The 22125-nt window shown below is 67.3% G+C and carries 25 protein-coding genes; 7 read left to right on the top strand and 18 right to left on the bottom strand.

The window, feature by feature from the left end; translation table 11 throughout:
* Window positions 1-7: 7 nt before the first annotated feature.
* Window positions 8-562, bottom strand: coding sequence for a retropepsin-like aspartic peptidase RloA3 (gene rloA3 / locus HNO51_RS04765; protein WP_209539167.1), 555 nt, complete (start codon window positions 560-562; stop codon window positions 8-10).
* 183 nt (window positions 563-745) lie between these two features.
* On the opposite strand from rloA3, the gene HNO51_RS04760 reads away from it, so the two are divergent.
* Window positions 746-1339 (top strand): hypothetical protein, encoded by a 594-nt coding sequence (locus HNO51_RS04760; RefSeq protein WP_197449864.1) that lies wholly within the window; start codon window positions 746-748, stop codon window positions 1337-1339.
* A gap of 39 nt (window positions 1340-1378) precedes the next feature.
* Here HNO51_RS04760 and HNO51_RS04755 read toward each other — a convergent pair whose 3' ends face one another.
* From HNO51_RS04755 to HNO51_RS04720, 8 genes are all read right to left on the bottom strand, one after another.
* Window positions 1379-2659, bottom strand: a complete 1281-nt coding sequence (locus HNO51_RS04755) for a lytic murein transglycosylase (RefSeq protein WP_209538609.1) — start codon at window positions 2657-2659, stop codon at window positions 1379-1381.
* A 110-nt stretch (window positions 2660-2769) separates the two neighbouring features.
* Window positions 2770-3174 carry a monovalent cation/H(+) antiporter subunit G gene (gene mnhG, locus HNO51_RS04750; protein ID WP_209538608.1) on the bottom strand — a complete coding sequence of 135 codons (405 nt, stop codon included), beginning with the start codon at window positions 3172-3174 and terminating at the stop codon, window positions 2770-2772.
* Window positions 3167-3436 (bottom strand): monovalent cation/H+ antiporter complex subunit F, encoded by a 270-nt coding sequence (locus HNO51_RS04745; protein WP_197449861.1) that lies wholly within the window; start codon window positions 3434-3436, stop codon window positions 3167-3169. The genes mnhG and HNO51_RS04745 overlap by 8 nt, the downstream gene beginning before the upstream one ends.
* Before the next feature lie 16 nt (window positions 3437-3452).
* The gene (locus tag HNO51_RS04740) at window positions 3453-3926 is read right to left on the bottom strand and encodes a Na+/H+ antiporter subunit E (RefSeq protein ID WP_197449860.1); all 474 of its coding nucleotides are present in this window, start codon (window positions 3924-3926) and stop codon (window positions 3453-3455) included.
* Window positions 3923-5440, bottom strand: a complete 1518-nt coding sequence (locus tag HNO51_RS04735) for a Na+/H+ antiporter subunit D (RefSeq protein WP_209538607.1) — start codon at window positions 5438-5440, stop codon at window positions 3923-3925. The genes HNO51_RS04740 and HNO51_RS04735 overlap by 4 nt, the downstream gene beginning before the upstream one ends.
* Window positions 5437-5784 (bottom strand): Na+/H+ antiporter subunit C, encoded by a 348-nt coding sequence (locus HNO51_RS04730; protein ID WP_197449858.1) that lies wholly within the window; start codon window positions 5782-5784, stop codon window positions 5437-5439. Before HNO51_RS04730 ends, HNO51_RS04735 begins: the two co-directional genes overlap by 4 nt.
* 15 nt (window positions 5785-5799) lie before the next feature.
* Window positions 5800-6231 carry a Na+/H+ antiporter subunit B gene (locus HNO51_RS04725; RefSeq protein ID WP_197449857.1) on the bottom strand — a complete coding sequence of 144 codons (432 nt, stop codon included), beginning with the start codon at window positions 6229-6231 and terminating at the stop codon, window positions 5800-5802.
* On the bottom strand, window positions 6224-8551 hold the full coding sequence (locus HNO51_RS04720) for a putative monovalent cation/H+ antiporter subunit A (RefSeq protein WP_209538606.1): 2328 nt from the start codon (window positions 8549-8551) through the stop codon (window positions 6224-6226). Before HNO51_RS04720 ends, HNO51_RS04725 begins: the two co-directional genes overlap by 8 nt.
* A 257-nt stretch (window positions 8552-8808) precedes the next feature.
* Here HNO51_RS04720 and HNO51_RS04715 point away from each other — a divergent pair, with 257 nt between their 5' ends.
* The 6 genes from HNO51_RS04715 to HNO51_RS04690 are packed head-to-tail and all read left to right on the top strand — an operon-like array spanning window position 8809 to window position 14644.
* On the top strand, window positions 8809-11640 hold the full coding sequence (locus HNO51_RS04715; protein ID WP_209538605.1) for a monovalent cation/H+ antiporter subunit A: 2832 nt from the start codon (window positions 8809-8811) through the stop codon (window positions 11638-11640).
* A complete protein-coding gene (locus HNO51_RS04710; protein ID WP_197449854.1) occupies window positions 11640-11984 on the top strand; it encodes a Na+/H+ antiporter subunit C in 345 nt (114 codons plus the stop codon). Before HNO51_RS04715 ends, HNO51_RS04710 begins: the two co-directional genes overlap by 1 nt.
* The gene (locus HNO51_RS04705; RefSeq protein ID WP_197449853.1) at window positions 11981-13486 is read left to right on the top strand and encodes a monovalent cation/H+ antiporter subunit D; all 1506 of its coding nucleotides are present in this window, start codon (window positions 11981-11983) and stop codon (window positions 13484-13486) included. The genes HNO51_RS04710 and HNO51_RS04705 overlap by 4 nt, the downstream gene beginning before the upstream one ends.
* A complete protein-coding gene (locus tag HNO51_RS04700) occupies window positions 13483-13980 on the top strand; it encodes a Na+/H+ antiporter subunit E (protein WP_197449852.1) in 498 nt (165 codons plus the stop codon). Before HNO51_RS04705 ends, HNO51_RS04700 begins: the two co-directional genes overlap by 4 nt.
* On the top strand, window positions 13974-14243 hold the full coding sequence (locus tag HNO51_RS04695; protein ID WP_111413250.1) for a K+/H+ antiporter subunit F: 270 nt from the start codon (window positions 13974-13976) through the stop codon (window positions 14241-14243). The genes HNO51_RS04700 and HNO51_RS04695 overlap by 7 nt, the downstream gene beginning before the upstream one ends.
* A gap of 8 nt (window positions 14244-14251) precedes the next feature.
* A complete protein-coding gene (locus tag HNO51_RS04690) occupies window positions 14252-14644 on the top strand; it encodes a Na+/H+ antiporter subunit G (RefSeq protein WP_197449851.1) in 393 nt (130 codons plus the stop codon).
* A 13-nt stretch (window positions 14645-14657) separates the two neighbouring features.
* Here the strand turns inward: HNO51_RS04690 and hemH are convergent, their stop codons facing one another.
* The 9 genes from hemH to rpsF form a co-directional block, all read right to left on the bottom strand.
* Window positions 14658-15731, bottom strand: a complete 1074-nt coding sequence (gene hemH / locus HNO51_RS04685; protein ID WP_209538604.1) for a ferrochelatase — start codon at window positions 15729-15731, stop codon at window positions 14658-14660.
* 133 nt (window positions 15732-15864) lie between these two features.
* Window positions 15865-16167, bottom strand: coding sequence for a DUF6482 family protein (locus tag HNO51_RS04680; RefSeq protein ID WP_197449849.1), 303 nt, complete (start codon window positions 16165-16167; stop codon window positions 15865-15867).
* Window positions 16168-16319: 152 nt separating this feature from the next.
* Complete coding sequence (locus HNO51_RS04675) at window positions 16320-16613, bottom strand: hypothetical protein (protein WP_111413247.1); 294 nt, start codon at window positions 16611-16613, stop codon at window positions 16320-16322.
* 74 nt (window positions 16614-16687) lie between these two features.
* Window positions 16688-18076, bottom strand: a complete 1389-nt coding sequence (gene dnaB / locus HNO51_RS04670) for a replicative DNA helicase (RefSeq protein WP_197449848.1) — start codon at window positions 18074-18076, stop codon at window positions 16688-16690.
* Between the two features lie 162 nt (window positions 18077-18238).
* Window positions 18239-19738, bottom strand: a complete 1500-nt coding sequence (locus HNO51_RS04665) for a carbohydrate porin (RefSeq protein WP_197449847.1) — start codon at window positions 19736-19738, stop codon at window positions 18239-18241.
* A 318-nt stretch (window positions 19739-20056) separates the two neighbouring features.
* Window positions 20057-20503 carry a 50S ribosomal protein L9 gene (gene rplI, locus HNO51_RS04660; protein WP_197449846.1) on the bottom strand — a complete coding sequence of 149 codons (447 nt, stop codon included), beginning with the start codon at window positions 20501-20503 and terminating at the stop codon, window positions 20057-20059.
* A 15-nt stretch (window positions 20504-20518) separates the two neighbouring features.
* On the bottom strand, window positions 20519-21373 hold the full coding sequence (locus tag HNO51_RS04655; protein WP_197449845.1) for a YybS family protein: 855 nt from the start codon (window positions 21371-21373) through the stop codon (window positions 20519-20521).
* Between the two features lie 11 nt (window positions 21374-21384).
* On the bottom strand, window positions 21385-21612 hold the full coding sequence (gene rpsR / locus HNO51_RS04650) for a 30S ribosomal protein S18 (RefSeq protein WP_010629658.1): 228 nt from the start codon (window positions 21610-21612) through the stop codon (window positions 21385-21387).
* Between the two features lie 24 nt (window positions 21613-21636).
* Window positions 21637-22017: a 30S ribosomal protein S6 gene (gene rpsF / locus HNO51_RS04645; protein WP_197449844.1), complete on the bottom strand. Its 381-nt coding sequence runs from the start codon at window positions 22015-22017 to the stop codon at window positions 21637-21639.
* Window positions 22018-22125 lie beyond the last annotated feature (108 nt).

The following is a 22125-nucleotide window of genomic DNA, read 5'->3' as shown; positions in this document are numbered from 1 at the left end:
AAGTTCGTCACTCGGTCATGGCGACCTGATCGGTGGCGTCGTCCTCGTCGGGATCATGCTCCACCACCGGGGCGTCCTCGCCGCACTCCGGCTCGTTCAGGAAGGTTTCGCGCACGTCCAGCAGCCCGAGATGTCCGATGGTGCGCCGCCCGAGCAGCAGCGGATAGTTCATGTCGCCACGATCGCGCAGGCTGAACTGCTCTTCAAAGACGGTGTCGCCCATGCAGATCTTCATCAGCACCACGGGGCGACGATCGACGCCGCCGGCGCCGCGCAGCTTGAGGCTGCGGTAGAGCGGCAGCTCCAGCCATTCGGTGAAGGTCTCGCCATTCGCTTCGTCCTCCAGCTTGAGCCGGAAGCGCACCCACTCCTCGCCCTCCTTGTCGAAGCGCTCGATGTCGCGGGCATCGAGCGAGGAGGTCAGCGCGCCGCTGTCCAGCTTGGCCTTGACCTCCACGCCCCAGGGCTCGAGGGTACTCTTCTCGACCCAGCCGAAGACCGCCCCTTCCTCGGCCACGGCCGGCATCGACACGGCCACGATCAGCGCCGCTGTCATGGCCATACCGCGCAGGGGAAAACGACACGCCTGGCGGTACACAGCCGGCCACTTGATGGTCATGATCATACCTCCCTTCTCGGTCAACCCTTCATGGACCCCGGTTCGCCACGCCGGTTCCACGTGCCTGAACCCAGCCGTTACGTTTACTACACTACCCGTGTCACCAAGGATAAGGAGGGCAAAACGATGACACAGACACGCACTGCAAGGACGATCCTGGCCGCCTCGGCCGGCCTGTTCCTCGCCGGGCTCGGTACCGGCGCTCAGGCCCAGTTCGACCCTCAGGGTCTCTACTCGACCCGTGACATCCTCGATGCCGAGGTGCATTTCGAGAGCGCCCCGGCCAGCGAGCCCAGCGAAGTGGTCGATATCCTCCTCGGTGACGACAGGAAGGTGCAAGCCATCGTGGTCGACACCCACGACTCGGTGGGTCTGGACGGCGACACCGTGGTCATCACCAACCAGCACTATCGCCTGGTCAACTTCAACGAGAATGGCGAGACCCAGCACGACATTATCGTCGAGACCGACACCGAGGCACTCGACGCCATGCCTCGCTACGACCGGGAGTGGATGAACACCGCCCGAGAGCGCGCCCGCGAGGCCTGGGACAGTACCGGCGAGGGGGCCGAGAGCGCCTGGCACCGTACCCGACAGGGGCTTGACCGCATCGGCGAAGGCGCCGAGAACGCCTGGGAGCGTACCCAAGAGGGCGCCGAGCGGGCCGGCCGGCGCATCAGCGAGACCCTCGACGAGTGGACCCGCGATAGCGACGGCTGACCCTCGCTGCCGGGCTCCGCGCCGAGCCCGGCCGATGTATCAGCGGCGCTGGAGCCGCTCGAGCAAGCTCAGGGTGGCGAAACCATCCGGCGTGACACCGATGCTGCGCTGGAATTCGCGCAGCCCGCGCCGCGTGTTCGGCCCCATGACGCCATCCGGGGCGCCGACGTCGAAGCCGCGCGCGTTCAGGGCCTGCTGCAGCTCGCGCACCTGGCTGCGCGACAGCGGCTGCACGTCGCGCGGCCACTCGGCCCGAACCCCCTCGCGCCCGGCGATCCTGTCGGATAACGTGCCCACCGCCAGGGCATAGCTGGTGGCATTGTTGTAGCGCAGGATGGCGCGATAGTTGGGACCCACCAGGAAGGCCGGCCCGTGCGCCCCCGCCGGCGCGATCACCGCCGCCTGCGCGAAGTCGGGCAGGCTGCCACCACCGCGGCGACTCACGCCCTGCTGCGCCCACTCGCGGCTCGAACGCTGCGTGGTGAGCTCGGTCTGGGCATAGTCGAAGCCGTCCGGCAGGCGCACCTCCACCCCCCAGGGCTGGCCGGACTGCCAGCCGGCGCGTGCCAGGTAGTTGGCGGTGGAGGCCATCACGTCCGGGATACTGCCCCAGATGTCGCGACGCCCGTCGCCGTCGCCATCCACGGCATAGGACTCGAAGCTGGAGGGAATGAACTGGGTATGACCCATGGCACCGGCCCAGGAGCCGATCATGCGCTCCGGAGAAATGTCGCCGGCCTCGAGGATGCGCAGCGCGGCCAGCAGCTCGCCGCGGGCGAAGTCGCGCCGGCGCCCGTCGAAGGCCAGGGTCGCCAGCGCCTCGAGCGTGGAAAAGTCGCCGAAGTTGCCGCCGTAGTTGCTCTCGATGCCCCAGATCGCCACCACGACCTCGGCCGGCACCTCGTAGCGCTGTTCCATCCGGCGGGCCGTTTCGCGATGCTCGGCGAGCCTGGCCCGCCCTTCGCTGACGCGGGCCTGGGAGACGGCGCTGTCCAGATATTGCCAGATGGGGCGCACGAATTCCGGCTGCGAACGGTCGAGCTCGATCACGCGGGGCCGATAGCGCAGGCCGTCCAACGCCCGTGCCAGGGTCGCCTCACCGATCCCCTCGGCGCGGGCCTGACGGCGGAAATCGCGCAGCCAGGCCTGGAAGTCCGCCGGGGGGCGCTCGGCCTCGCTGGGGGCCAGCTCGGGTGGGGCAGTCTCGCTCGCGGCAGCCTCCGGCTGGCGCTCGTCGGCCGCCACGTCCTGTACCGGGCCGGACTGGCAGCCGGCCAGCAGCAGAAGCAGGGCGGTGGCGGGAAAGAGAGAACGGATCATGACGGTGTATTCCTTTACTTCGATGGCCAACGATCATCGCCCAGAAGCGCCCGCCAGCCAACCCCGTGGCGCCCGGGAAGCGTCGTCCCGGTAACGGACCACGGCCCAGGTCACTTGGGGTCGTTCTCGCGCGGCTGGTGCACGGCGTTGGCCTCCGTTTCCAGGCCGCTCTTGAGCTCGTGGGTGAGCGGATCGTAGTTGGGCCGCAGCTCGTCCTTGACCGTACCGTGCCACAGCCTGGAGCCAACGAAGTAGCCGGCACGGCCGATCACGTGGGCCGCCACCGGCGCCGTCATCATGATGAACAGGATCACCCCGAGCGCCCGCGCCACCACCGCCACCTCGCCGAAGTGCAGCGCCACCGCCAGCATGATCAGCGAGGCGCCGAGGGTAGCCGCCTTGGTGGTGGCATGCATGCGCGTGAGCAGGTCGGGCAGGCGTACCAGACCGAGTGCGGCCAGGAACATGAAGATGGCGCCGACCAGGATCAGGCTGCCCTTGAGCATCTCAATCATCGCGCGGCCCCCCGCGCTCGAGGAAGCGCGCGAAACCGATGGCCGCCATGAACGCCATCAGTGCCATGACGATGGCCACGTCCAGCAGGCTCGGCACGTCGGTGGCAATCGCCACCACCCCGATGATGCCGACGATCATCGACGAGAAGAGCTCCAGCGCCACCACCCGATCCGGCAGGCTGGGGCCGAGATAGAGGCGCACGAAGGCCAGGCACAGCGCCAGGGTCATGAGTACCAGACTCGCCAGGATCACGATCGACACGGTTCTCCTCCTCGGCTCAGTGGAACAGTTCCAGCGCGCGGCGCTCGAGCTCCGCCAGGTTGCGGCGCAGCTCGGCCTCGTCGTCGAGGAACATGGCGTGGATGTAGAGCACCCGGCGGTCATCGGAGACGTCCAGGCTCAGGGTACCCGGCGTCAGCGAGATCAGGTTGGCCACCAGGGCGATCTCGAACTCGCTGCGTGCCTTGAGCGGCATGGCGATCACGCCGGGCCGCATGTACCAGGGCGGCGTGACGACATCGAAGGCGACCTTGAGGTTGGCCAGCAGCAGCTCCTTGAAGAAGAACCCGACGAAGCGGATCAGCCGCGGCAGGCGCTGGGCATATCCCGCCAGCGCCGGCACCTGGGGCTGGATCAGCGCCAGCACCAGGTAGCCGAAGGTCAGACCCGCGAGCAGGTTGCGGCCGCTGAAGTCGCCGGTCAGCACCACCCAGGCGACACCCAGCAGCAGGTTCCAGGCGGCCCCGATCATGGCCCGCCCTCCCCGCGCGGCCCCAGCACCGCTTCGATGTAGCGCTCGGGGGCGAGCAATTCTCCCGCCGAGGCCTCGGCCAGGGCATACAGGGGGCCGGCGTTCAGGCCGATCAACAGCGTGCACAGCGCCAGGCCCACCGCCGGCAGCGACATCAGCCACAGCTCACGCTGGCCCACCGCCGCCTGGGCGTCGGCCTCGTCGCCGTCGGGCGCCGTCTTCCAGAACACCTCGGACCAGATCTTGATCATCGAGTAGAGCGTGAGCAGCCCCACCAGCAGGGCGATGGCGGTCACGCCGTAGGCTTCGGCCTCGATGCCGGCGCGGATCACGATGAACTTGGCGAAGAAGCCCGACAGCGGCGGCATCCCCGCCAGCGACAGCGCCGGGATCAGGAACAGCACGGCGAGCCAGGGGTGGCTGCGATAGAGCCCGCCCAGGCGCTTGAGGCGGTAGCTGCCCTGCAGGCGATGGACGATGCCGCTGACCAGGAACAGGTTGGTCTTCACCAGGATGTGGTGGGCGATGTAGAACACGCCGCCGAGGATGGCCAGCGGCGTGAACAGCGCCAGGCCCAGGATCATGTAGCCGATCTGGCTGACGATGTGGAACGACAGGATGCGGCGGAACTCGAACTGGGCCGCCGCCCCCAGCACCCCCGAGAGCATGGTGAGCCCCGCGCCCCACAGCAGGATCTCGTGGGTATAGCCCGGGCTGTGGTGGAAGATCAGCGTGAACACCCGGAACAGCGCATAGACGCCGACCTTGGTCAGCAGCCCGGCGAACAGCGCCGACACCGCCACCGGCGGCGTGTGGTAGGAGGCCGGCAGCCAGAAGAACAGCGGGAAGGCGGCCGCCTTGATGCCGAAGGCGACCATGAACATCATCGCCAGCACATCGACCATGCCGGTATCCTCCAGGCTCGCCAGGCGCCGGGCGATATCGGCCATGTTGAGCGTGCCGACCATGCCGTAGAGTAGCCCCACGGCCACCAGGAAGATCACCGACGACAGCAGGTTGAGGGTGACGTACTTGATCGCCCCCTCCATCTGCGCCTTCTCGCTGCCCAGTATCAGCAGCGCGAAGGAGGCCACCAGCATCACCTCGAACCAGACGTAGAGGTTGAAGATGTCGCCGGTGAGAAAGGCGCCCGCCACCCCGGCCAGCAGCAGGTGCATCAGCGGGAAGTAGCCGTAGGCCTCGTGGCCGCGGCCGGTGGTGGCCAGCGAGTAGAGCGCCACCGCGAAGCCGATGATACCGGTCAGCACCACCATGATGGCGCCGAGCAGATCGGCCACCAGGCTGATGCCGAAGGGTGCCGGCCAGTTGCCCACTTGCAGCACCAGGATGCCGCCCCGACTGACCGACGCCAGCAACCACACGCTGGCCACCAGCAGCAGCCCGGTACCGGCCACGGCGATCATCCGCTGCATCAGGCGTGAGCGCCAGAACAGCAGCGACACCGCCCCGGCGAGCAGCGGGATCAGGATCGGGAGCGCGAGCTGAAGGTTCACGTGTCGGTATCCCTCATGCGGTCGAGGTCGTCGGCGCGCACGATCTCCCAGGCGCGGCGCACCAGCACCACGGCAAACGACAGCACGCCGAAGGCGATCACGATGGCGGTGAGCACCAGTGCCTGCGGCAGCGGGTCGGCCACGGCTGCCGGCGGCGCATCCAGGCCCTGCGGTACCAGCGGCGGCCCGCCGCGGGTCAGGCCCGCGGAGACGAAGATCAGCAGGTTGGCAGCATTGGAGAGCAGCATCAGCCCGATCACCAGCTTGACGATGGAACGGCGCAGCATCATGTAGATCGCCGCGGCGAACAGGATACCGATGGCAACGGCTAGCAGGGGTTCCATGGCGCCTCCTCGATGTCAGGCATCGTCTTCGCGGTCGTTGTCCACCAGGGCGGTGATGGCGGTCAGCACGGAGCCGAGCACCACCAGATAGACCCCGATGTCGAACAGCAGCGGCGTCGATGCCTTGAAGTCGATCAGCGGAATCGTCCACCACTGGGCGGTGAAGAATGGCTCGCCCTGCCACAGCGCCGGCAGGGTCGAGAGCACGCCGAGCGTCAAACCGACGCCGATCAGGTCGCGCGGTGAGACCTTGAGCATGGCGTGCATGGCCCGTCCGCCGTAGGCGAACAGATAGAGCGCGAAGGCACCGGACGCCACCAGCCCGGCGATGAAGCCGCCACCCGGCTCGTCGTGGCCGCGCAGCAGCAGGAACAGCGAGAACAGCAGCTGCAGCGGCAGCAGCAGGCGGGCCGCCACGCTGAGGATCAGGGTACCGGATCTAACCATCGCCATGCTCCCGCGTCGAGCTGCGCCCAACCTCGTGATCGCCGGCGTGGAAGCGCAGCATGGCCAGCACGCCGATGGCCGCCAGGGCCAGCACGAACATCTCGCCCAGGGTATCCAGGGCGCGGAAGTCGACCAGGATGACGTTGACGATGTTGTGGCCGTGGCCCTGCGGCTGGCTGTTGGCGATCAGGTAGTCGGAGATGCGCGGCAGCCGCTCGCCGGCCAGCACCGAGAGCATCAGCAGCGTGATCATCAGCCCGCTCAGCCCCGCCACGACGACGTCGCGGGCGCGCTCGGTGGGCGTCGACAGGGTGGCGAAGCGCGGCAGCCGGAACAGTACCAGCACCAGCAGGATCACCGTCAGGGTCTCGACCAGCAGTTGGGTGATGGCCAGGTCCGGGGCGCTGAACAGGACGAACACCAGGGCGATGGAGAAGCCCATGATGCCCACCGCGGCGACCGCCGCCAGGCGCGAGCGCATCACGCAGGCGGCTACCGCCCCGGCCACCATCAGGCCGGCGACCACGGCCTCGTGCAGGTAGGCCTCGACGGGCACGTCGAGGCTCGGCGCATGGCGGAAGAACAGCGCGTGGCCGACCAGCCCGAGCAGCGTCAGCAGCGTCACGACCAGGTAGTTGCGGATATGGCCGTTCTGCAGCATGCGGGTCTGCCACTCGGCGCCCGCCACCAGGCCCGCCATCAGCGCCTCATAGCCGGCTTCGGGCCCACGCGCCATGAGCGGCCTGAGGCGGGCCAGACGGGCTCGCAGGCGATCCCAGCGGTGCCACACCGCCAGCCCCAGCGCCAGGCTGGCCAACGACAGCAGCAGTGGCAGGTTGATGCCGTGCCAGAGCGCCAGGTGCACCTCGTGATCGACGGCGCCGAGCCCGGCGACCGTCGAGGCGACTAGCGCGTCGAGCCGCCCCGGCACCAGGCCAAGCAGCAGCGACAGCGCGGCCAGCAGGGCCGGCCCCACCAGCATGCCCGGCGGCGCCTCGTGGGGTGAGCGCGGCGTGCGCCGCCAGGCGCCATGGAACGGTCGCAGGGCGACGATGGCCGCCACCGCCAAGGTCAGGAAGGCGGCCACGAACGTCAGCCCGACGATGATCACACGGAAGTGCGTGGCGGCCAGCGCCGACTCGAGCATCAGCTCCTTGCCGACGAAGCCCAGCAGCGGCGGCATGCCGGCCAGCGACAGCGCGGCCACGGCGGCGACCACGGCGGTGCGCGGCATCACCCGGCGCAGCCCGCCCATGTGGGTGACATCCTTGGTGCCGGTCTCGTGATCGAGGATGCCGGCCACCATGAACAGCGCCCCCTTGTACAGCGAATGCGCCAGCAGGAAGGTCACGAACGCCACCAGCGCCGCAGGCGTACCCAGCCCCAGCAGCATGGTCAGGGTGCCCAGCGCCATGACCGTCGAGTAGGCCAGCAGCTTCTTGAGGTTGGTGTGGTGGATCGCCAGGAAGGCACCCGTGGCCATGGTGAAGGCACCCACCAGCGACAGGCTGAGCGTCCAGGCGTCGGTACCGCCGAGGGCCGGATGCAGCCGGGCCAACAGATAGACCCCCGCCTTGACCATGGTGGCGGAGTGCAGGTAGGCCGAGACCGGCGTCGGCGCGGCCATCGCGCTGGGCAGCCAGAAGTGAAACGGGAACTGGGCCGACTTGGTGAAGGCGCCGATCAGCAGGCACGCCAGCAACGGCGGATAGAGGGCATGGTCGCGCAGCTCATCGCCCCGGGTCGTCAGCTCGGCCAGCGACCAGCTGCCCCCGGCCATGGCCAGCATGACGAAGCCGGCGAGCAGCGCCAACCCGCCGCCGACGGTGACGTAGAGCCCCTGCTGGGCCGCCTTGCGCGCCGACAGGTCGCCGTGGTTGAAGCCGATCAGCAGGAAGGAAGTGATGCTGGTGAGCTCCCAGAAAACGAACAGGGTCACCAGGTTGTCGGCCAGCACCAGGCCGAGCATCGACATCATGAAGGCGGTGAGCACGACCAGGAAGCGTGGCAGGTCGCGATGACCGCGCAGATAGTCGCCGGTGTAGACCAGCACCAGCGCACCGATTCCCGTGATCAGCAGGGCGAACAGCCAGGCCAGGCCGTCGATGAGGAAACTCAGCGAGATGTCGAGCCCGGGGACCCAGGCCCATTCGAGCAGCAACACCTCGCCCGCTGCGATGGCCGGCCACTGCCCGAGCAGCCAGGCCGCCAGGGAGGCCGGCAGCAGCGCCATCACCAGCGGCGTTCGATCGCCGAACCAGCGGTGCAGCAGCGGGGCCATCCCCGCCACCACGAAGCCACCCAGCACGGCCAGCTGCATACGGCGCCCTCCCAGTCAGTGGACGGAGCCACGCGCAGGCATCGCTCCCATCGGTTCGACGCAACCACTTTATAGAGACAAGGTATTGAATGGCAAGGAGCCGCGGACGCACCCGCTTTGCTTTGACGTAGCGGGAGGCGGCATTATAGGGACGTTCTGGCCCAAGGACGGGAAACAAACGCTTGATGCTTGCGTCCTCCCGTCCCGTAGGCAAACTATGCCCCTCTCCTCACGGACCCGCGCAGGACGAGCAAACGATGACACTGTTGTGGATACCCCTGCTACCGCTGCTGGGCATGCTGATGCCCATGCTCAGCGCGCACCGAGGCCGCCGCTTCTGTACGCTGGCCACCGCCGTGCCACCGGCCATCGCCCTCCTTCTGGCGCTGGGCCACTGGCCGGCGCTGGCGGCTGACGAACCGCTGCGCTTCGCGCTGGAGTGGCTGCCCGCGCTGGGCCTCGAGCTGGCCTTCCGGCTGGATGGGCTGTCGCTGCTGTTCAACCTGCTGATCCTCGGCATCGGCCTGCTGATCCTGCTCTATGCGCACTTCTACCTCGCGCCCGAGGAACCCTTCGGGCGCTTCTACGCCTATCTGATCCTGTTCATGGCCTCGATGGTCGGCATCGTCATGGCCGACAACCTGATCCTGCTGTGGCTCTACTGGGAGCTGACCAGCATCTCCTCGTTTCTGCTGATCGGCTACTGGTCCCACCAGAGCGAGGCGCGCAAGGGCGCGCGAATGGCGCTGACCGTGACCGGCGCCGGCGGCCTCGCCCTGCTCGCCGGGCTGCTGCTGCTCGGCGACATGGCCGGCGGCTTCTCCATGGACCTCGTGCTCGCCAGCGGCGACGTCATCGTCGCCGATCCGCGCTACCCACTGATGCTCGTGCTGGTGCTGCTGGGGGCGTTCACCAAGTCGGCCCAGTTCCCGTTCCAGTTCTGGCTGCCCCACGCCATGGCCGCGCCGACGCCGGTCTCGGCCTACCTGCACTCCGCCACCATGGTCAAGGCGGGCATCTTCCTGATGGCACGCCTGCACCCGGCCATCGCCGACAGCGGCCTGTGGTCGGTGACGGTATCACTGGTGGGTGCCGCCACCCTGCTCTACGGGGCCTGGTTTGCGTTGCTCAAGACCGATCTCAAGGGGATCCTGGCCTTCTCCACCGTGAGCCACCTGGGCCTGATCACCATGCTGCTGGGTATCGGCAGCCCCATGGCCGTGCTCGCGGCGCTGTTCCATATCATCAACCACGCCACCTTCAAGGCGGCGCTGTTCATGAGTGCCGGCATCGTCGACCACGAGACCGGCACCCGAGAACTCGGCCGCCTGGGCGGACTGCGCCGTGCCATGCCGGTGACCACCCTGCTGACCACCCTGGCCGCCGCCGCCATGGCCGGCGTCCCGCTGCTCAACGGCTTTCTCTCCAAGGAGATGTTCTTCACCGAGACCCTGGCCACCCCCGTTCTCGGCGGGCTGAGCTGGCTGCTGCCGGCGCTGGCCACGCTGGGCGGCATTCTCTCGGTCGCCTACTCCCTGCGTCTGGTCCATGCGGTCTTCTTCAAGCCCGCCCAGCAACCGCTGCCCAAGGCCCCCCACGAGCCGCCGCGCCTGATGCGCGCGCCCGTGGAGCTGCTGGTCGTACTGTGCGTGGCGGTGGGGCTCGCCCCGGTGCTGGCCGAAGGCATCCTCGTCCCGGCCGTACAGGCGGCGCTGGGCGAGCCGCTCGAGTTTCATCTGGCGATCTGGCACGGCTTCAACCTGCCGCTGGTCATGAGCCTGGTCGCCCTGGCCGCGGGTGTCGCCACCTACTGGCGCCACGCCGACCTGCAGCGCTTCGTGCGCACCTTTCACCCCATCGACGCCCGCCTGGTGTTCGAAGCCGCGCTGCAGCGCCTGGGCAACGCCGCCGAAGCCGGCCTGGCCTGGTTCGACGGGGCTTCGCTGCAGCGTTATATGAGCTGGCTGCTCCTCGCCACCCTGATCGTCGGTGCGCTGGGGCTCGCCGAAATGACCGGCCTCACCGGGGAGAAGGGCAACCAGCCCCTCGATGGCATTCTGCTGCTGGGCGCCGGCCTGCTGCTGTTCGGCGGTATCGGCACGGCGGTCACGCACCGCTATCGTCTGATCTCGTTGCTGCTGCTGTCGGTGGTGGGCCTGGTGGTGTCGCTGACCTTCGCCCGCTTCTCGGCCCCCGACCTGGCCCTGACCCAGCTCTCGGTGGAAGTGGTCACCATGATCCTGCTGATGCTGGCGCTGTTCTTCCTGCCGCAGAAGACACCGCCGGAGTCCTCGCACCGCCGCAGCCTGCGCGATATCGTCCTGGCCGGCTCCCTCGGCCTGGTGGTGGCCAGCCTCAACTACGCCGTGCTGACCCGCGACAACGCCTCCATTGCCGGCTTCTTTGTCGACAACAGCGTGCCCGGCGGCGGCGGCCACAACGTAGTCAACGTCATCCTGGTCGACTTCCGCGGCTTCGATACCCTGGGCGAGATCACCGTGCTGGCCCTGGCGGGCCTGGCCATCTTCAAGCTGCTCAATCGCCTGCGCCTGTTCATGCCGCACAGCGACGGCGAGGGGCGCGTGTGGTCGCCGGATCGCTACCCGGCGATCCTCACCTCGATCTCCATGGCGCTGCTGCCGCTGGCCCTGCTGGTGTCGGCCTTCATCTTCCTGCGCGGCCACAACCTGCCCGGCGGCGGTTTCATCGCCGGCCTGATCACCGCCGTGGCGTTGATCCTGCTCTACATGGCGCGCGGCGTGGAATGGGCGCAGGAGCGGCTCGACTTCCCCTACCAGCCGGTGGCCGTCGCCGGGGTCGGCATCGCCACGCTGACCGGGCTGGGCAGCTGGCTGTTCGGCTACCCCTTCCTGACCTCGGCCTTCGGCTACTTCAGCCTGCCGCTGGTAGGCAAGTTCGAACTGGCCACGGCACTGCTCTTCGACCTCGGCGTCTATCTCGCCGTGGTCGGCGCCACCCTGATGATCCTCGCCAACCTGGGCAAGGTCACCACGCCCCACCGGCCGGCCAAGGAGCCCGCCGAGAGCTTCACCGACTCCAACCCGCGCCCCAGCAAGGAGACCTCCTGATGGAAAGCCTCTACGCCATCACCACCGGCGTGTTGACCGCCTGCGGGCTCTACCTGACCCTGCGCGGGCGCACCTTTCCGGTGGTCGTCGGCCTGACCCTGCTCTCCTACGCGGTGAACCTCTTCCTGTTCTCGATGGGCGGGCTGACCACCGACGGCGCCGCCATCGTCGATGGCGCGGGGGACTACGCCGACCCGCTGCCGCAGGCGCTGGTACTCACCGCCATCGTCATCGGCTTCGCCATGACCGCCTTCGTGGTGATCCTGGCGATGCGTGCTCGCAGCGAGGTCGGCAACGACCATGTCGACGGCCGCTCGCATGACGATGAGGAGCGCAGCCGATGATGCATCTCATCGTACTGCCCATCGTGCTGCCGCTGGTGGTCGGCATCCTGCTGCTCTATCGCCGCCAGGGCGGCACCCGGCTGAAGCGCCTGGCCGGCGTCGGCAGCACCGCGCTGCTGGTGCTGGTCGGCATCGCCCTGGTCGGCCAGGCCGCGAGCGGCGAAGTGACCTACTACGCGCTGGGCGACTGGCAGCCCCCCTTCGGCATCGTGCTGGTGCTCGATCGCCTGTCGGCGCTGATGGTGCTGCTCACCGCCGTCCTGGCGCTGGGCGCCGTGGTCTTCGCCTGCGATGGCGACGACGAGCGCGGCAGCAACTTTCACGGCCTGTTCCAGTGGCAGTTGATGGGCATCAACGGCGCCTTCCTGACTGGCGACCTGTTCAACCTGTTCGTCTTCTTCGAGGTGCTGCTGCTGGCCTCCTATGCCCTCCTGCTGCACGGCGGCGGCAAGGCGCGCATCCAGGCCGGCGTGCATTACGTGGTGCTCAACCTGGCCGGCTCCGCGCTGTTCCTGATCGCCGTGGGCGTGCTCTACGGCGCTACCGGCACCCTGAACATGGCCGACATGGCGGCGCGCCTTGCCGAGCTGCCCGCCGAGCGGGCCGGCCTGGTCACCGCCGGCGGGCTGATGCTGCTGGTGGTGTTCGGGCTCAAGGCCGCCATGCTGCCGCTCTACTTCTGGCTGCCGCGCACTTATGCCGCCGCCCCGGCACCGGTGGCGGCCCTGTTCGCCATCATGACCAAGGTGGGCGTCTATGCCATCCTGCGCGTCTATTCACTGATCTTCGGCGAGGCCGCGGGGCCCTTGGCCAACCTGGAACAGGCCTGGGTCTGGTGGCTATCGCTGGCGACCCTGGTTGCGGCCGGCGTCGGCGTGCTGGCAGCGCGCGACCTGCGCCTGCTGGTGGCCTACCTGGTGCTGGTCTCGGTGGGTACCCTGCTCGCCGGCATCGGCATGGGCTCGCCGCGGGCGGTCTCCGCACTGCTCTACTACCTGATCCATACCACCCTGATCACCGGCGGGCTGTTCCTGCTGGCCGAGCTGATCGGCCAGCAGCGTGGCAAGGCCGGCACCCGCCTGGTACGCGGCCGCCCGCTGCAGCAGGGTGGCTGGCTCGCCGGGCTGTTCTTCCTCGGTGCCGTCTCTGTGGCCGGCCTGCCGCCGCTCTCCGGCGCCATCGGCAAGGCGCTGCTGCTGGCCGCCGCCGAGGGCGGGCAGCGCCCCTGGCTGTGGCCGACGCTGCTGCTCACCGGGCTGTGCTCGCTGGTCGCGCTCTCCCGCGCCGGCTCCACGCTGTTCTGGCGCAGCCAGGGCGAGCCGTCCGGGGAAGCGCTGACCTGGCGCAAGTGGTTCGGCGTGACCTGGCTGCTGGCCGCCTCGCCGCTGCTGGTGATACTGGCCGGCCCGGTCAGCGACTACACCGAAGCCACCGCCGCCCAGCTCGCCGACCCCCAGCGCGTGATCGATGCGCTGCTGCCCACCGCCGGAGACGCCCCATGATCAAGCCTCGCCCCTGGCTGCCAACGCCGCTGCTGTCGCTGCTGCTGCTCGTGGTCTGGCTGCTGCTGGTACGCAGCCTGGCCTTCGGCCACCTGCTGCTGGGCAGCTTCCTGGCGGTGACGATCCCGCTGGCGACCCACCGCTTCTGGGACGCCCAGCCGCACATCGCCAAGCCCTGGCTGCTGCTGCGCTTCGTGCTGCGCGTGCTGGGCGACATCCTGATCGCCAACATCGAGGTCGCCTGGCTGATCATCAACCCCCGCCGCCGCCTGCATCCGCATTTCGTGGAGTACCCGCTGATGCTGAAGGACCGCTTCACCATCACCCTGCTGGCCAACACCATCAGCCTGACGCCTGGCACGGTCTCGGCCAACCTGCGCATGGACGGCAGGACCCTGCTGATCCATGCCCTGAATGCCAAGGACGAGGCCGCCCTGATCGCCCATATCCGAGAGCGTTACGAGCAGCCGCTGAAGGAGATCTACGAATGCTAGATATCGCGTTGACGATCAGCCTGACACTGGTGGTGCTGGCCCTGCTGCTGAACGTCTACCGGCTCGCCGTGGGGCCGGACATGCCCGACCGGATCCTGGCGCTGGACACCATGTACATCAATTCCATCGCCCTGATCGTACTGATGGGGCTGTGGCTCAATACCAAGACCTACTTCGAGTCGGCACTGCTGATCGCCATGCTCGGCTTCATCAGCACCGTGGCGGTGTGCAAGTACCTGCTGCGCGGCGACATCATCGAATAGGAGGCCCCATGACCCTGTACGTGATCCTCGAAGGCGTGATCGCCTTCTTTCTCGTCGCCGGCGGCGTCTTCGCCTTCATCGGCTCGCTGGGCATGGCCCACCTGCGCGACTTCTACATGCGCCTGCATGGCCCCACCAAGGCCACCACCCTGGGCATCGGCTGCATGCTGATCGCCTCGATGCTCTACTTCTGGGTCACCCAGGGCAAGCCCGACATCCAGGAGATGCTGATCACGCTGTTCCTGTTCATCACCGCCCCGGTGAGCGCCCACCTGCTGGCCAAGACCGGGCTGCACATGCAGCTCAAGCACATCGACGAGACCGGCGGGCGCCCACCCGAGCTGCGCCCCGAGGAGATCGGCGACAAGCCCGTGCCCCACCCCGACCGCGGCCACGGCTGAAGCGGGCCGGCGGCTACAGCCAGCCGGCCAGTTCGTTCTCGGCGATGGCCAGCAGCGCGGCGATATGGTCGTCGCGCTCGTTGAGGCAGGGCACGTAGGTGAAGCGCTCGCCGCCGGCGGCGAGGAAGCTGTCGCGGATCTCCTCGTTAATCTCCTCCAGCGTTTCCACACAGTCGGAGGCGAACGCCGGGGAAACCACTGCGATGTGCTTCCTGCCCTGGCGCGCCAGCTCGGCGACATGGTCGACGGTCTGCGGCCCGACCCACTCCTCGGGGCCGAACTGCGACTGGAAGGCGGTCTGGATCGTCCCCTCGGACCAACCGAGGCGTTCACGCAGCAGCCGCGTGGTCTTCTGGCATTGGCAGTGGTAGGGGTCGCCCTCGAGCAGGAAGCGCTTGGGCACGCCGTGATAGGAGGCCACCAGCACCTCGGGGGGCGAGTCGGCGGCAGCGTACGCCTCGCGCACCGAGCTGGCCAGCGCCTCGAGGTAGGACGGATGCTCGAAGTAGGCCGGCACGGTGCGAATGGCCGGCTGCCACTTCAGCTTCATCAGCGCGCGGAAGGCCTGGTCATTAGCGGTGGCGGTGGTCGGTGAGGCGTACTGCGGATAGAGCGGGAAGAACAGGATGCGCTCGCAGCCCTCGGCCTGCAGCCGATGCAGCACACTCTGCGTCGAGGGGTTGCCGTAGCGCATGCAGAAGTCCACCAGCACCCGGTCGCCATGACGTTGCCGGAACGCCTCGGCCAGCTTGAGGGTCTGCTCCCGGGTGATGGTCAGCAGCGGGCTCTCGTCCTTCTCGTTGTTCCAGATGCTGCGGTAGGCCTCCCCCGATTTGAACGGACGCCGGGTCAGGATGATCAGCTGCAGCAGCGGCTGCCACTTCCAGCTCGGGTAGTCGACGACCCGCTTGTCGGAGAGGAACTCACTGAGGTAGCGACGCATCGACCAGTAGTTGGTCGCGTCCGGCGTGCCCAAGTTTGCCAGCACGACGCCCACCTTGGGTGCGGGAACCGCGGGATGCCCCGCCGGAGCATGCGCAGGGCATTGACGTTGCGTCGAACTCGGTTGCACTTGCGATGCGGCCATGCGCTGCGCTCCTCTGGGTGAGAGAAAAGGAGCGGCCATTGTATCAGGCGAGGAGCGCACGAGGCATGAAGTTATACTATGAAAGCAATTTGTATAACTTGGATTAAGGTAGTGGCCCGCAACGGGCCAGGCGCTAGAACACGAGCGGCATGCGTGAGGTCAACGGATCGCGGTAGTGGGCCCCACGGCCGATCACCTCGTCCTGCGGCACGTGCTGGACCAGAAAGGCGCGATGGATGCCGGCGCGCTGCAGCTCGAGATAGACGTCCTCCAACGAGCGAAACACCGTGGGCTTGCCGCGACGGGTGAGAAGATGACGCCTCCCTTCCACATCCTCGAGTTCCACCTGGTAGCAGTGGCTGCCGGCATGGGTGATGACGCGCACCTCGAAGTTGTCGTGACGGGTGACGAAATGTTTGAGCTGTTCGAATTCCATGGCTCCCTCCATGTTCTGGAATGATCCTCGTGCCTGCGGATATGCGTCGGGCACAGCATGACTGTGCCCGATGTGTTCTGCATGACGCTGGCGTATTGTTTTTATGACAGTGCCGGCCTCGGGAGGGTTCCCGACACCCGCCGCAGCGTCAGCTATCGATAGTCGGAAGGATCGATTGCTTTGGCCAGCGAGTTGCGGTCGACCCATTTGCCCGCCTTGGTCTCCTTGTAGCGAAACACCACGCGGTCGCCCACGGCCACGGCCAGTTCGGCATCCTCGGTCTGGTAGCTGTAGGCCTCGCCGTCGACGACCAGGTGGAAGCGATAGAGGTCCGGCATGCCCAGCCACTCCTTGAAGGGTCCCTCACGCTCCAGCGACTGAAGCTCGCCGCGCGCTTCCAGTTTGGGGGTGCGCTGGCGCTTGCCGCGCCGAAATCCGCCTGCCATGGTCACTCCTCGAAATCGACTGTCGGGGGCTCGGCATTATACGGGGCCGGGGACGAGGCTCAACCGCCGCGAGGTCATTCGCCGAATGCCTCACCGTAACTGTCCGGTGCCAGGTCCTCGAAGCGAGTGTACTTGCCGATGAAGGCCATGTGCACCGTACCGATGGGGCCGTTACGCTGCTTGCCGATGATCAGCTCGGCCAGGCCCTGGTTGTCGGGATTGTCGGGATTGTAGACCTCGTCGCGGTAGACGAAGGCGATCACGTCGGCGTCCTGCTCGATGGCGCCCGACTCACGCAGGTCCGACATCACCGGCCGCTTGTTGGGGCGCTGCTCCAGCGAGCGGTTGAGCTGAGAAAGCGCGATCACCGGACAACCGAACTCCTTGGCCAGCCCCTTGAGCGAGCGCGAGATCTCGGAGATCTCGCCGGTACGGTTCTCGGAGAAGCCGGGTATCTGCATCAGCTGCAGGTAATCGATCATCACCAGCGCCAGGTTGCCGTGCTCGCGCACCAGGCGACGCATCCGCGAACGCATCTCGTTGGGCGACAGCGCCGCGGTGTCGTCGATGAACAGCTGCTTGTCCTTGAGCAGGTTCACCGCCGAGGTCAGCCGCGGCCAGTCCTCGTCCTCGAGCTGGCCGGTCCGCACCCGGGTCTGGTCGATGCGTCCCAGCGACGACAGCATGCGCAGCATCAGCGCATCCGCCGGCATCTCCATGGAGAACACCATGACCGGCTTGTCGCTCGAGATCACCGCATGCTCGACCAGGTTCATGGCGAAGGTGGTCTTGCCCATGGAGGGGCGCCCGGCAATGATCACCAGATCCGAGGGCTGCAGCCCCGAGGTCATCTCGTCGAGGTCGCGGAAGCCGGTGGAGAGCCCCGTCATCTCGCCCTTCATGTTGAACAGCTCGTCGATGCGGTCCACTGCCTTGGCCAGCAGTTCGCTCATGCCGATGGGACCGCCCGACTTGGGTCGCTCCTCGCCGATCTGGAACACCAGCCGCTCGGCCTCGTCGAGCAGTTCGTCGGCCGGCCGGCCCTGGGGGCTGAAGGCACCGTCGGCGATCTGGCTGGCCGCGCGAATCAACTTGCGCAGGGTAGCCCGCTCGCGAACGATGTCGGCGTAGGCGCGGATGTTGCTCGCCGAGGGAGTACTGCGCGCCAACTCGGCCAGAGAGGCGAGCCCGCCGACGGTATCGAGCTGGTCGCGCCTTTCCAGCGCCTCGGAAAGCGTGACCACGTCGAGCGGCTTGCCCGCCTCGGCCAGGCCGATCATGGCGTTGAAGACCAGGCGATGCTCGTAGCGGTAGAAGTCGTCCGCCACCAGCCGGTCGGCCACGTTGTCCCAGGCCTGGTTGTCGAGCATCAGGCCGCCCAGCACCGACTGCTCCGCCTCAAGCGAATGCGGCGGCACCTTGAGCGCAGCGGTTTCCTGATCGAGCTCGAGCGTGTCGTTCATGGTGCGGTAACCTTGATGAGGACGGGCCGTGCCATTCTACCCGATGGCCGGGGTCCACCCTACCTTTCGAAACGACAAAAACCGCGACCGAAAGCGGTCGCGGCAAGGGATCGAAACCGTGCGCGAGCAGTGGCCCGGCCGCGGCCGGGCCGCACTGGGAACCTAGAACCAGACCTCCGTCTGCACGCCGAAGCTCCACTGGCCGCCGGTGAAGCCGTCGCTGCCGAAGGCGTCGTCGCCGCTGTAATCGTTGAGCTCCTCGTCCCAGTCACTCCAGGAAGCGAACAGGCGAATCTCGGGGCGCTGCCAGAAGCCGCCCACCTGGGGCTTGAAGGTCGGCGCGATGGTGAACTTGGTGTAGTCGCCATCCACCGCGCTGTTGCCGCCGCGACCGCGGGGGTCGAGGTCCATCCACTGGTAGCTGGCCTCGTACTGCATCTCGAAGTTCTCGGTCAGCTCGTTGGCCAGGCGCACGTTGACGGTGGCCCAGTCGTACTGGTCGCCCTCGACGTAGCGGTCCTCGCTGGTCTCGGCGAGGATCGCCGGGGCCACACGCCACTTCGGCGCCACGTAGGTGGTCCCATAAAGGGCCAGGCGCGTCGCGGTGGCGTCGTCGGTGAGATCGCCGTCGCTGCCGAGCCCCTTGACCTGAGCGCCCAGCCCCTGGCCGTGCAGTACCGCAGCCTTGAAGTTGCCCTCGCCCAGGCCGAAGAAGCTGTCGCCGTGATAGGCCACCATAGTATGGAAGCCGCTGTCGGCAGCAGTCTGTCCCTCGTCGATGTCACGCTCTTCATTGTCGGCCGCCGACAGGCCGTTGACCATCCACTGCCAGTTGCCGAAGTAGTTATTGGAGGTGACGATCAGGCTATCGGTGGAGCCGGTATCGTCGGGATTCTCGCTATCGACGGGGAAGTCGCTGAAGCTGCGCCCGTAAAGCGAGAAGTGGGAGCGCCAGTTGTCGGCCAACTGCATGTCGTAGATACCGGCGCCGGTACCGGCGAGGAAGATGATGTCACTGTCGAGCCAGTGGATGTCGAAGTTGTCGCGGTCGAAGCGCTTGCCGGCCCAGATCGAGGCGTTCTCGAAGGCCCCGGTGAAGCTCGGCAGGTCGCTGAACTCGGCGAAGACCTGGCGCACGTTGAGGTTGGAGTCGTCGTCCCAGTCGTTGCTGGTCTCGGTGCCGCTGGCCAGCATGGTGCGGTAGAGCGCCTTGGCGCCGTTGTCGAACTGCATGCGATAGTTGAGGATCGCCTCGGCGTAGGTATCCGGCTCGTTGCCCAGGCGCCCCACGGCCCCGCCCAGCCCGCCGGCCGGCGTCACGTAGGGGCCACCCTCGATACTCTTGCGATCCTCGCCCAGCAGCAGCCCCGAGCGGGCGTAGACGTTGAACGAGAAGCCCTCCTCGCCGCTGGCCTGGCGCTCGACCTTGGCCAGGCGCTCCTCCACCTCCTCGGCGGAGAGCCGCCCCTCGGCCTGGGCCTCGGCGAGCTCGGCGCGCTGCTCGGCGGCGCTGGCACGCTGCTCGGCGGCGGCGATGCGATTCTCGAGTTCGAGCAGACGCTGTTCCAGGTCGGCGGTATCGGCGGCGGCATGCCCCACCATGCCGAAGCTGGCCACGGCCACGGCAGCGACGAGTGGGGTTCGTAGCAAGGCGGTCTTCATCGCAGTTGTTCCTTTTATGTTTGTATGTTCGTTTGTTTTCACAAGGAGAACGGGCGAGACACGGCACTATATCGATTCAGACAGGCTTCACGACGCTGCCTGCCAGCCCTGCTCCCCTGGCCTGAAGCGCAACGCTCCCGACCCAGGCAAAACTTAATCGTTTAAGAGTCGTGGCGCAAAGGTAAACCGTAATATTACTACCAATGTCTAAGTCGAAATCCGGGGGCAGCAAAGCCGGGACAAACGAACAAGGGGCGCGGGAAAACTCCCGCGCCCCTTGGCGTCGCTGCTGAGCCAGCTAGAAGCTGACTCGGCGGCTTACTCGGCCACGACGACCACGCGAACGGTGGCGTCGACTTCGGCGTGCAGGTGCAGGTCGATGTCGTATTCGCCGGTCTGGCGAATCGGGCCTTCGGGCATGCGAACTTCGCTCTTGGCGACTTCGATGCCAGCCTGCCCCAGCGCCTCGGCCAGGTCGCGCGGGCCGATGGAGCCGAACAGCTTGCCTTCGTCACCGGCCTTGGCCACCAGCGACAGCTCGATTTCGGCCAGCTGGGCGGCGCGGGACTCGGCGATCGCCTTGCGCTCGGCGGCCTGGGCCTCGAGCTCGGCGCGCTGCGCCTCGAAGGCTTCCACATTGCCCTTGGTGGCCGGCACGGCGAGGCCGTAGGGCACCAGGTAGTTACGACCATAGCCGGGCTTCACGGTCACCTTGTCACCCAGGCCACCCAGCTTGCCAATGTTGTCGAGCAGAATGACTTCCATCTCGTTAACCTCTTGTCAGTCGCTGCGAGGGGCCAGACGGCCGCGGAAATCCACGAACACGTCGATGAAGGCCACCAGCAGCACTATCAGAATCATGGGCCAGGTGGTGATCAGCAGTACGTAGAAGGCGATCAGCCACAGCCCGTTCATACCCTTCATCCCGATGAAGCCGTGCACCAGTGCCATTCCGGCCACCAGCAGCGGCACCCAGACCAGCATGGAGAGCGACGGCAGGTCCAGCACCATGCCCACCACGCCGAACAGTACCAGCAGCGCGAGTTCGCGCGGCGCCAGGCGCAGCGCATGGAACTCCTGGCGAAAGCCGCCGGGGTTGTAGAGCCCCGCCTGCCACGCCCGTGCCAGTGCCAGGCAGCCGATGGCGGCAATCAGCACGACCAGGCCGGTAATGCCACCGATCAGCAGCGACGCCAGCTCTTCGGTGTCGTAGCCCTGTCGCACCAGCTCGGCCAGCATGCGGTCGATCTCGTCCGAGCCCTGGCGCAGCTGCTCCAGCAGCGGCCCGGTGCCGCCCGGCGGCACGAAGACGCCGAGCTGGATCAACGCCGCCGTAGCCAGGGTGCCGACGATCAGCGCCTCGCTCCAGCGCATGCGGGAGCGCAGCACCACCGCCATCAACGCCACCAGCAGCACGCTGGCCAGCGGGATGGCATCGCCCTGGGTCCACCACCAGCCGGTGGGGATGGCTGCCGCCACCAGCACCGGCAACGCCGGCGACAGGCCGCGGCGTAGCGTGACCAGGGCCACGATGGCGCCGCTCAGCCAGAACAGCCAGGGCACGAACGCTGCCAGCGCCGCCCCGCCTGCGGCGTAGGGCGTGCCGCGCATCAGCCATCGGGCAATCGGCAACATCGAGTCGCGGCTTACTGGTGGCTGTCGGTGTAAGGCAGCAGAGCCAGGTAGCGCGCGCGCTTGATGGCGGTAGCCAGCTGACGCTGGTAACGGGCCTTGGTACCGGTGATGCGGCTGGGTACGATCTTGCCGGTTTCGGTGATGTAGGCCTTGAGCGTATCCAGATCCTTGTAGTCGATCTGCTTCACGCCTTCAGCGGTGAAACGGCAGAACTTGCGACGGCGGAAAAAGCGTGCCATGTAAAGACTCCTCGGTACGTGCGATCAGTTGGCTTCGGCAGTTTCTTCGGCGCGCGGCTTCTCTTCGCGACGCGCACGCTTGTCGTCTGCCGGCTTCATCATCGGCGAAGCTTCGGTGATGGCTTCCTTGCAGCGCACCACCAGGCTGCGAATGATGGCGTCGTTGAAGCGGAAGATGTTCTCGATCTCCTCGAGGGTCTCGCCGCTGCACTCGACGTTCATCAGCACGTAGTGAGCCTTGTGGATCTTGTTGATCGGGTAGGCCAGGTGACGACGGCCCCAGTCCTCCAGGCGATGCACGGTGCCACCGCTCTCGGTGACGATGCTGGAGTAACGCTCGACCATGGACGGCACTTGCTCGCTCTGGTCCGGGTGGACCATGAACACGATCTCGTAATGACGCATGGGATCTCCTTTCGGGTTGGCAGCTTCCGCGTGGCGCCCGCTCCATACCGGACCGGCACTCAAGGGAAGCAAGGAGGTGATAGTCGAAAATGGCAATGCCCGCTCACG

The organism is Billgrantia sulfidoxydans (genome assembly GCF_017868775.1).
GTDB classification, from domain to species: Bacteria; Pseudomonadota; Gammaproteobacteria; order Pseudomonadales; family Halomonadaceae; genus Halomonas; species Halomonas sulfidoxydans.
This window is presented reverse-complemented; position numbering and strand designations above follow the sequence as displayed.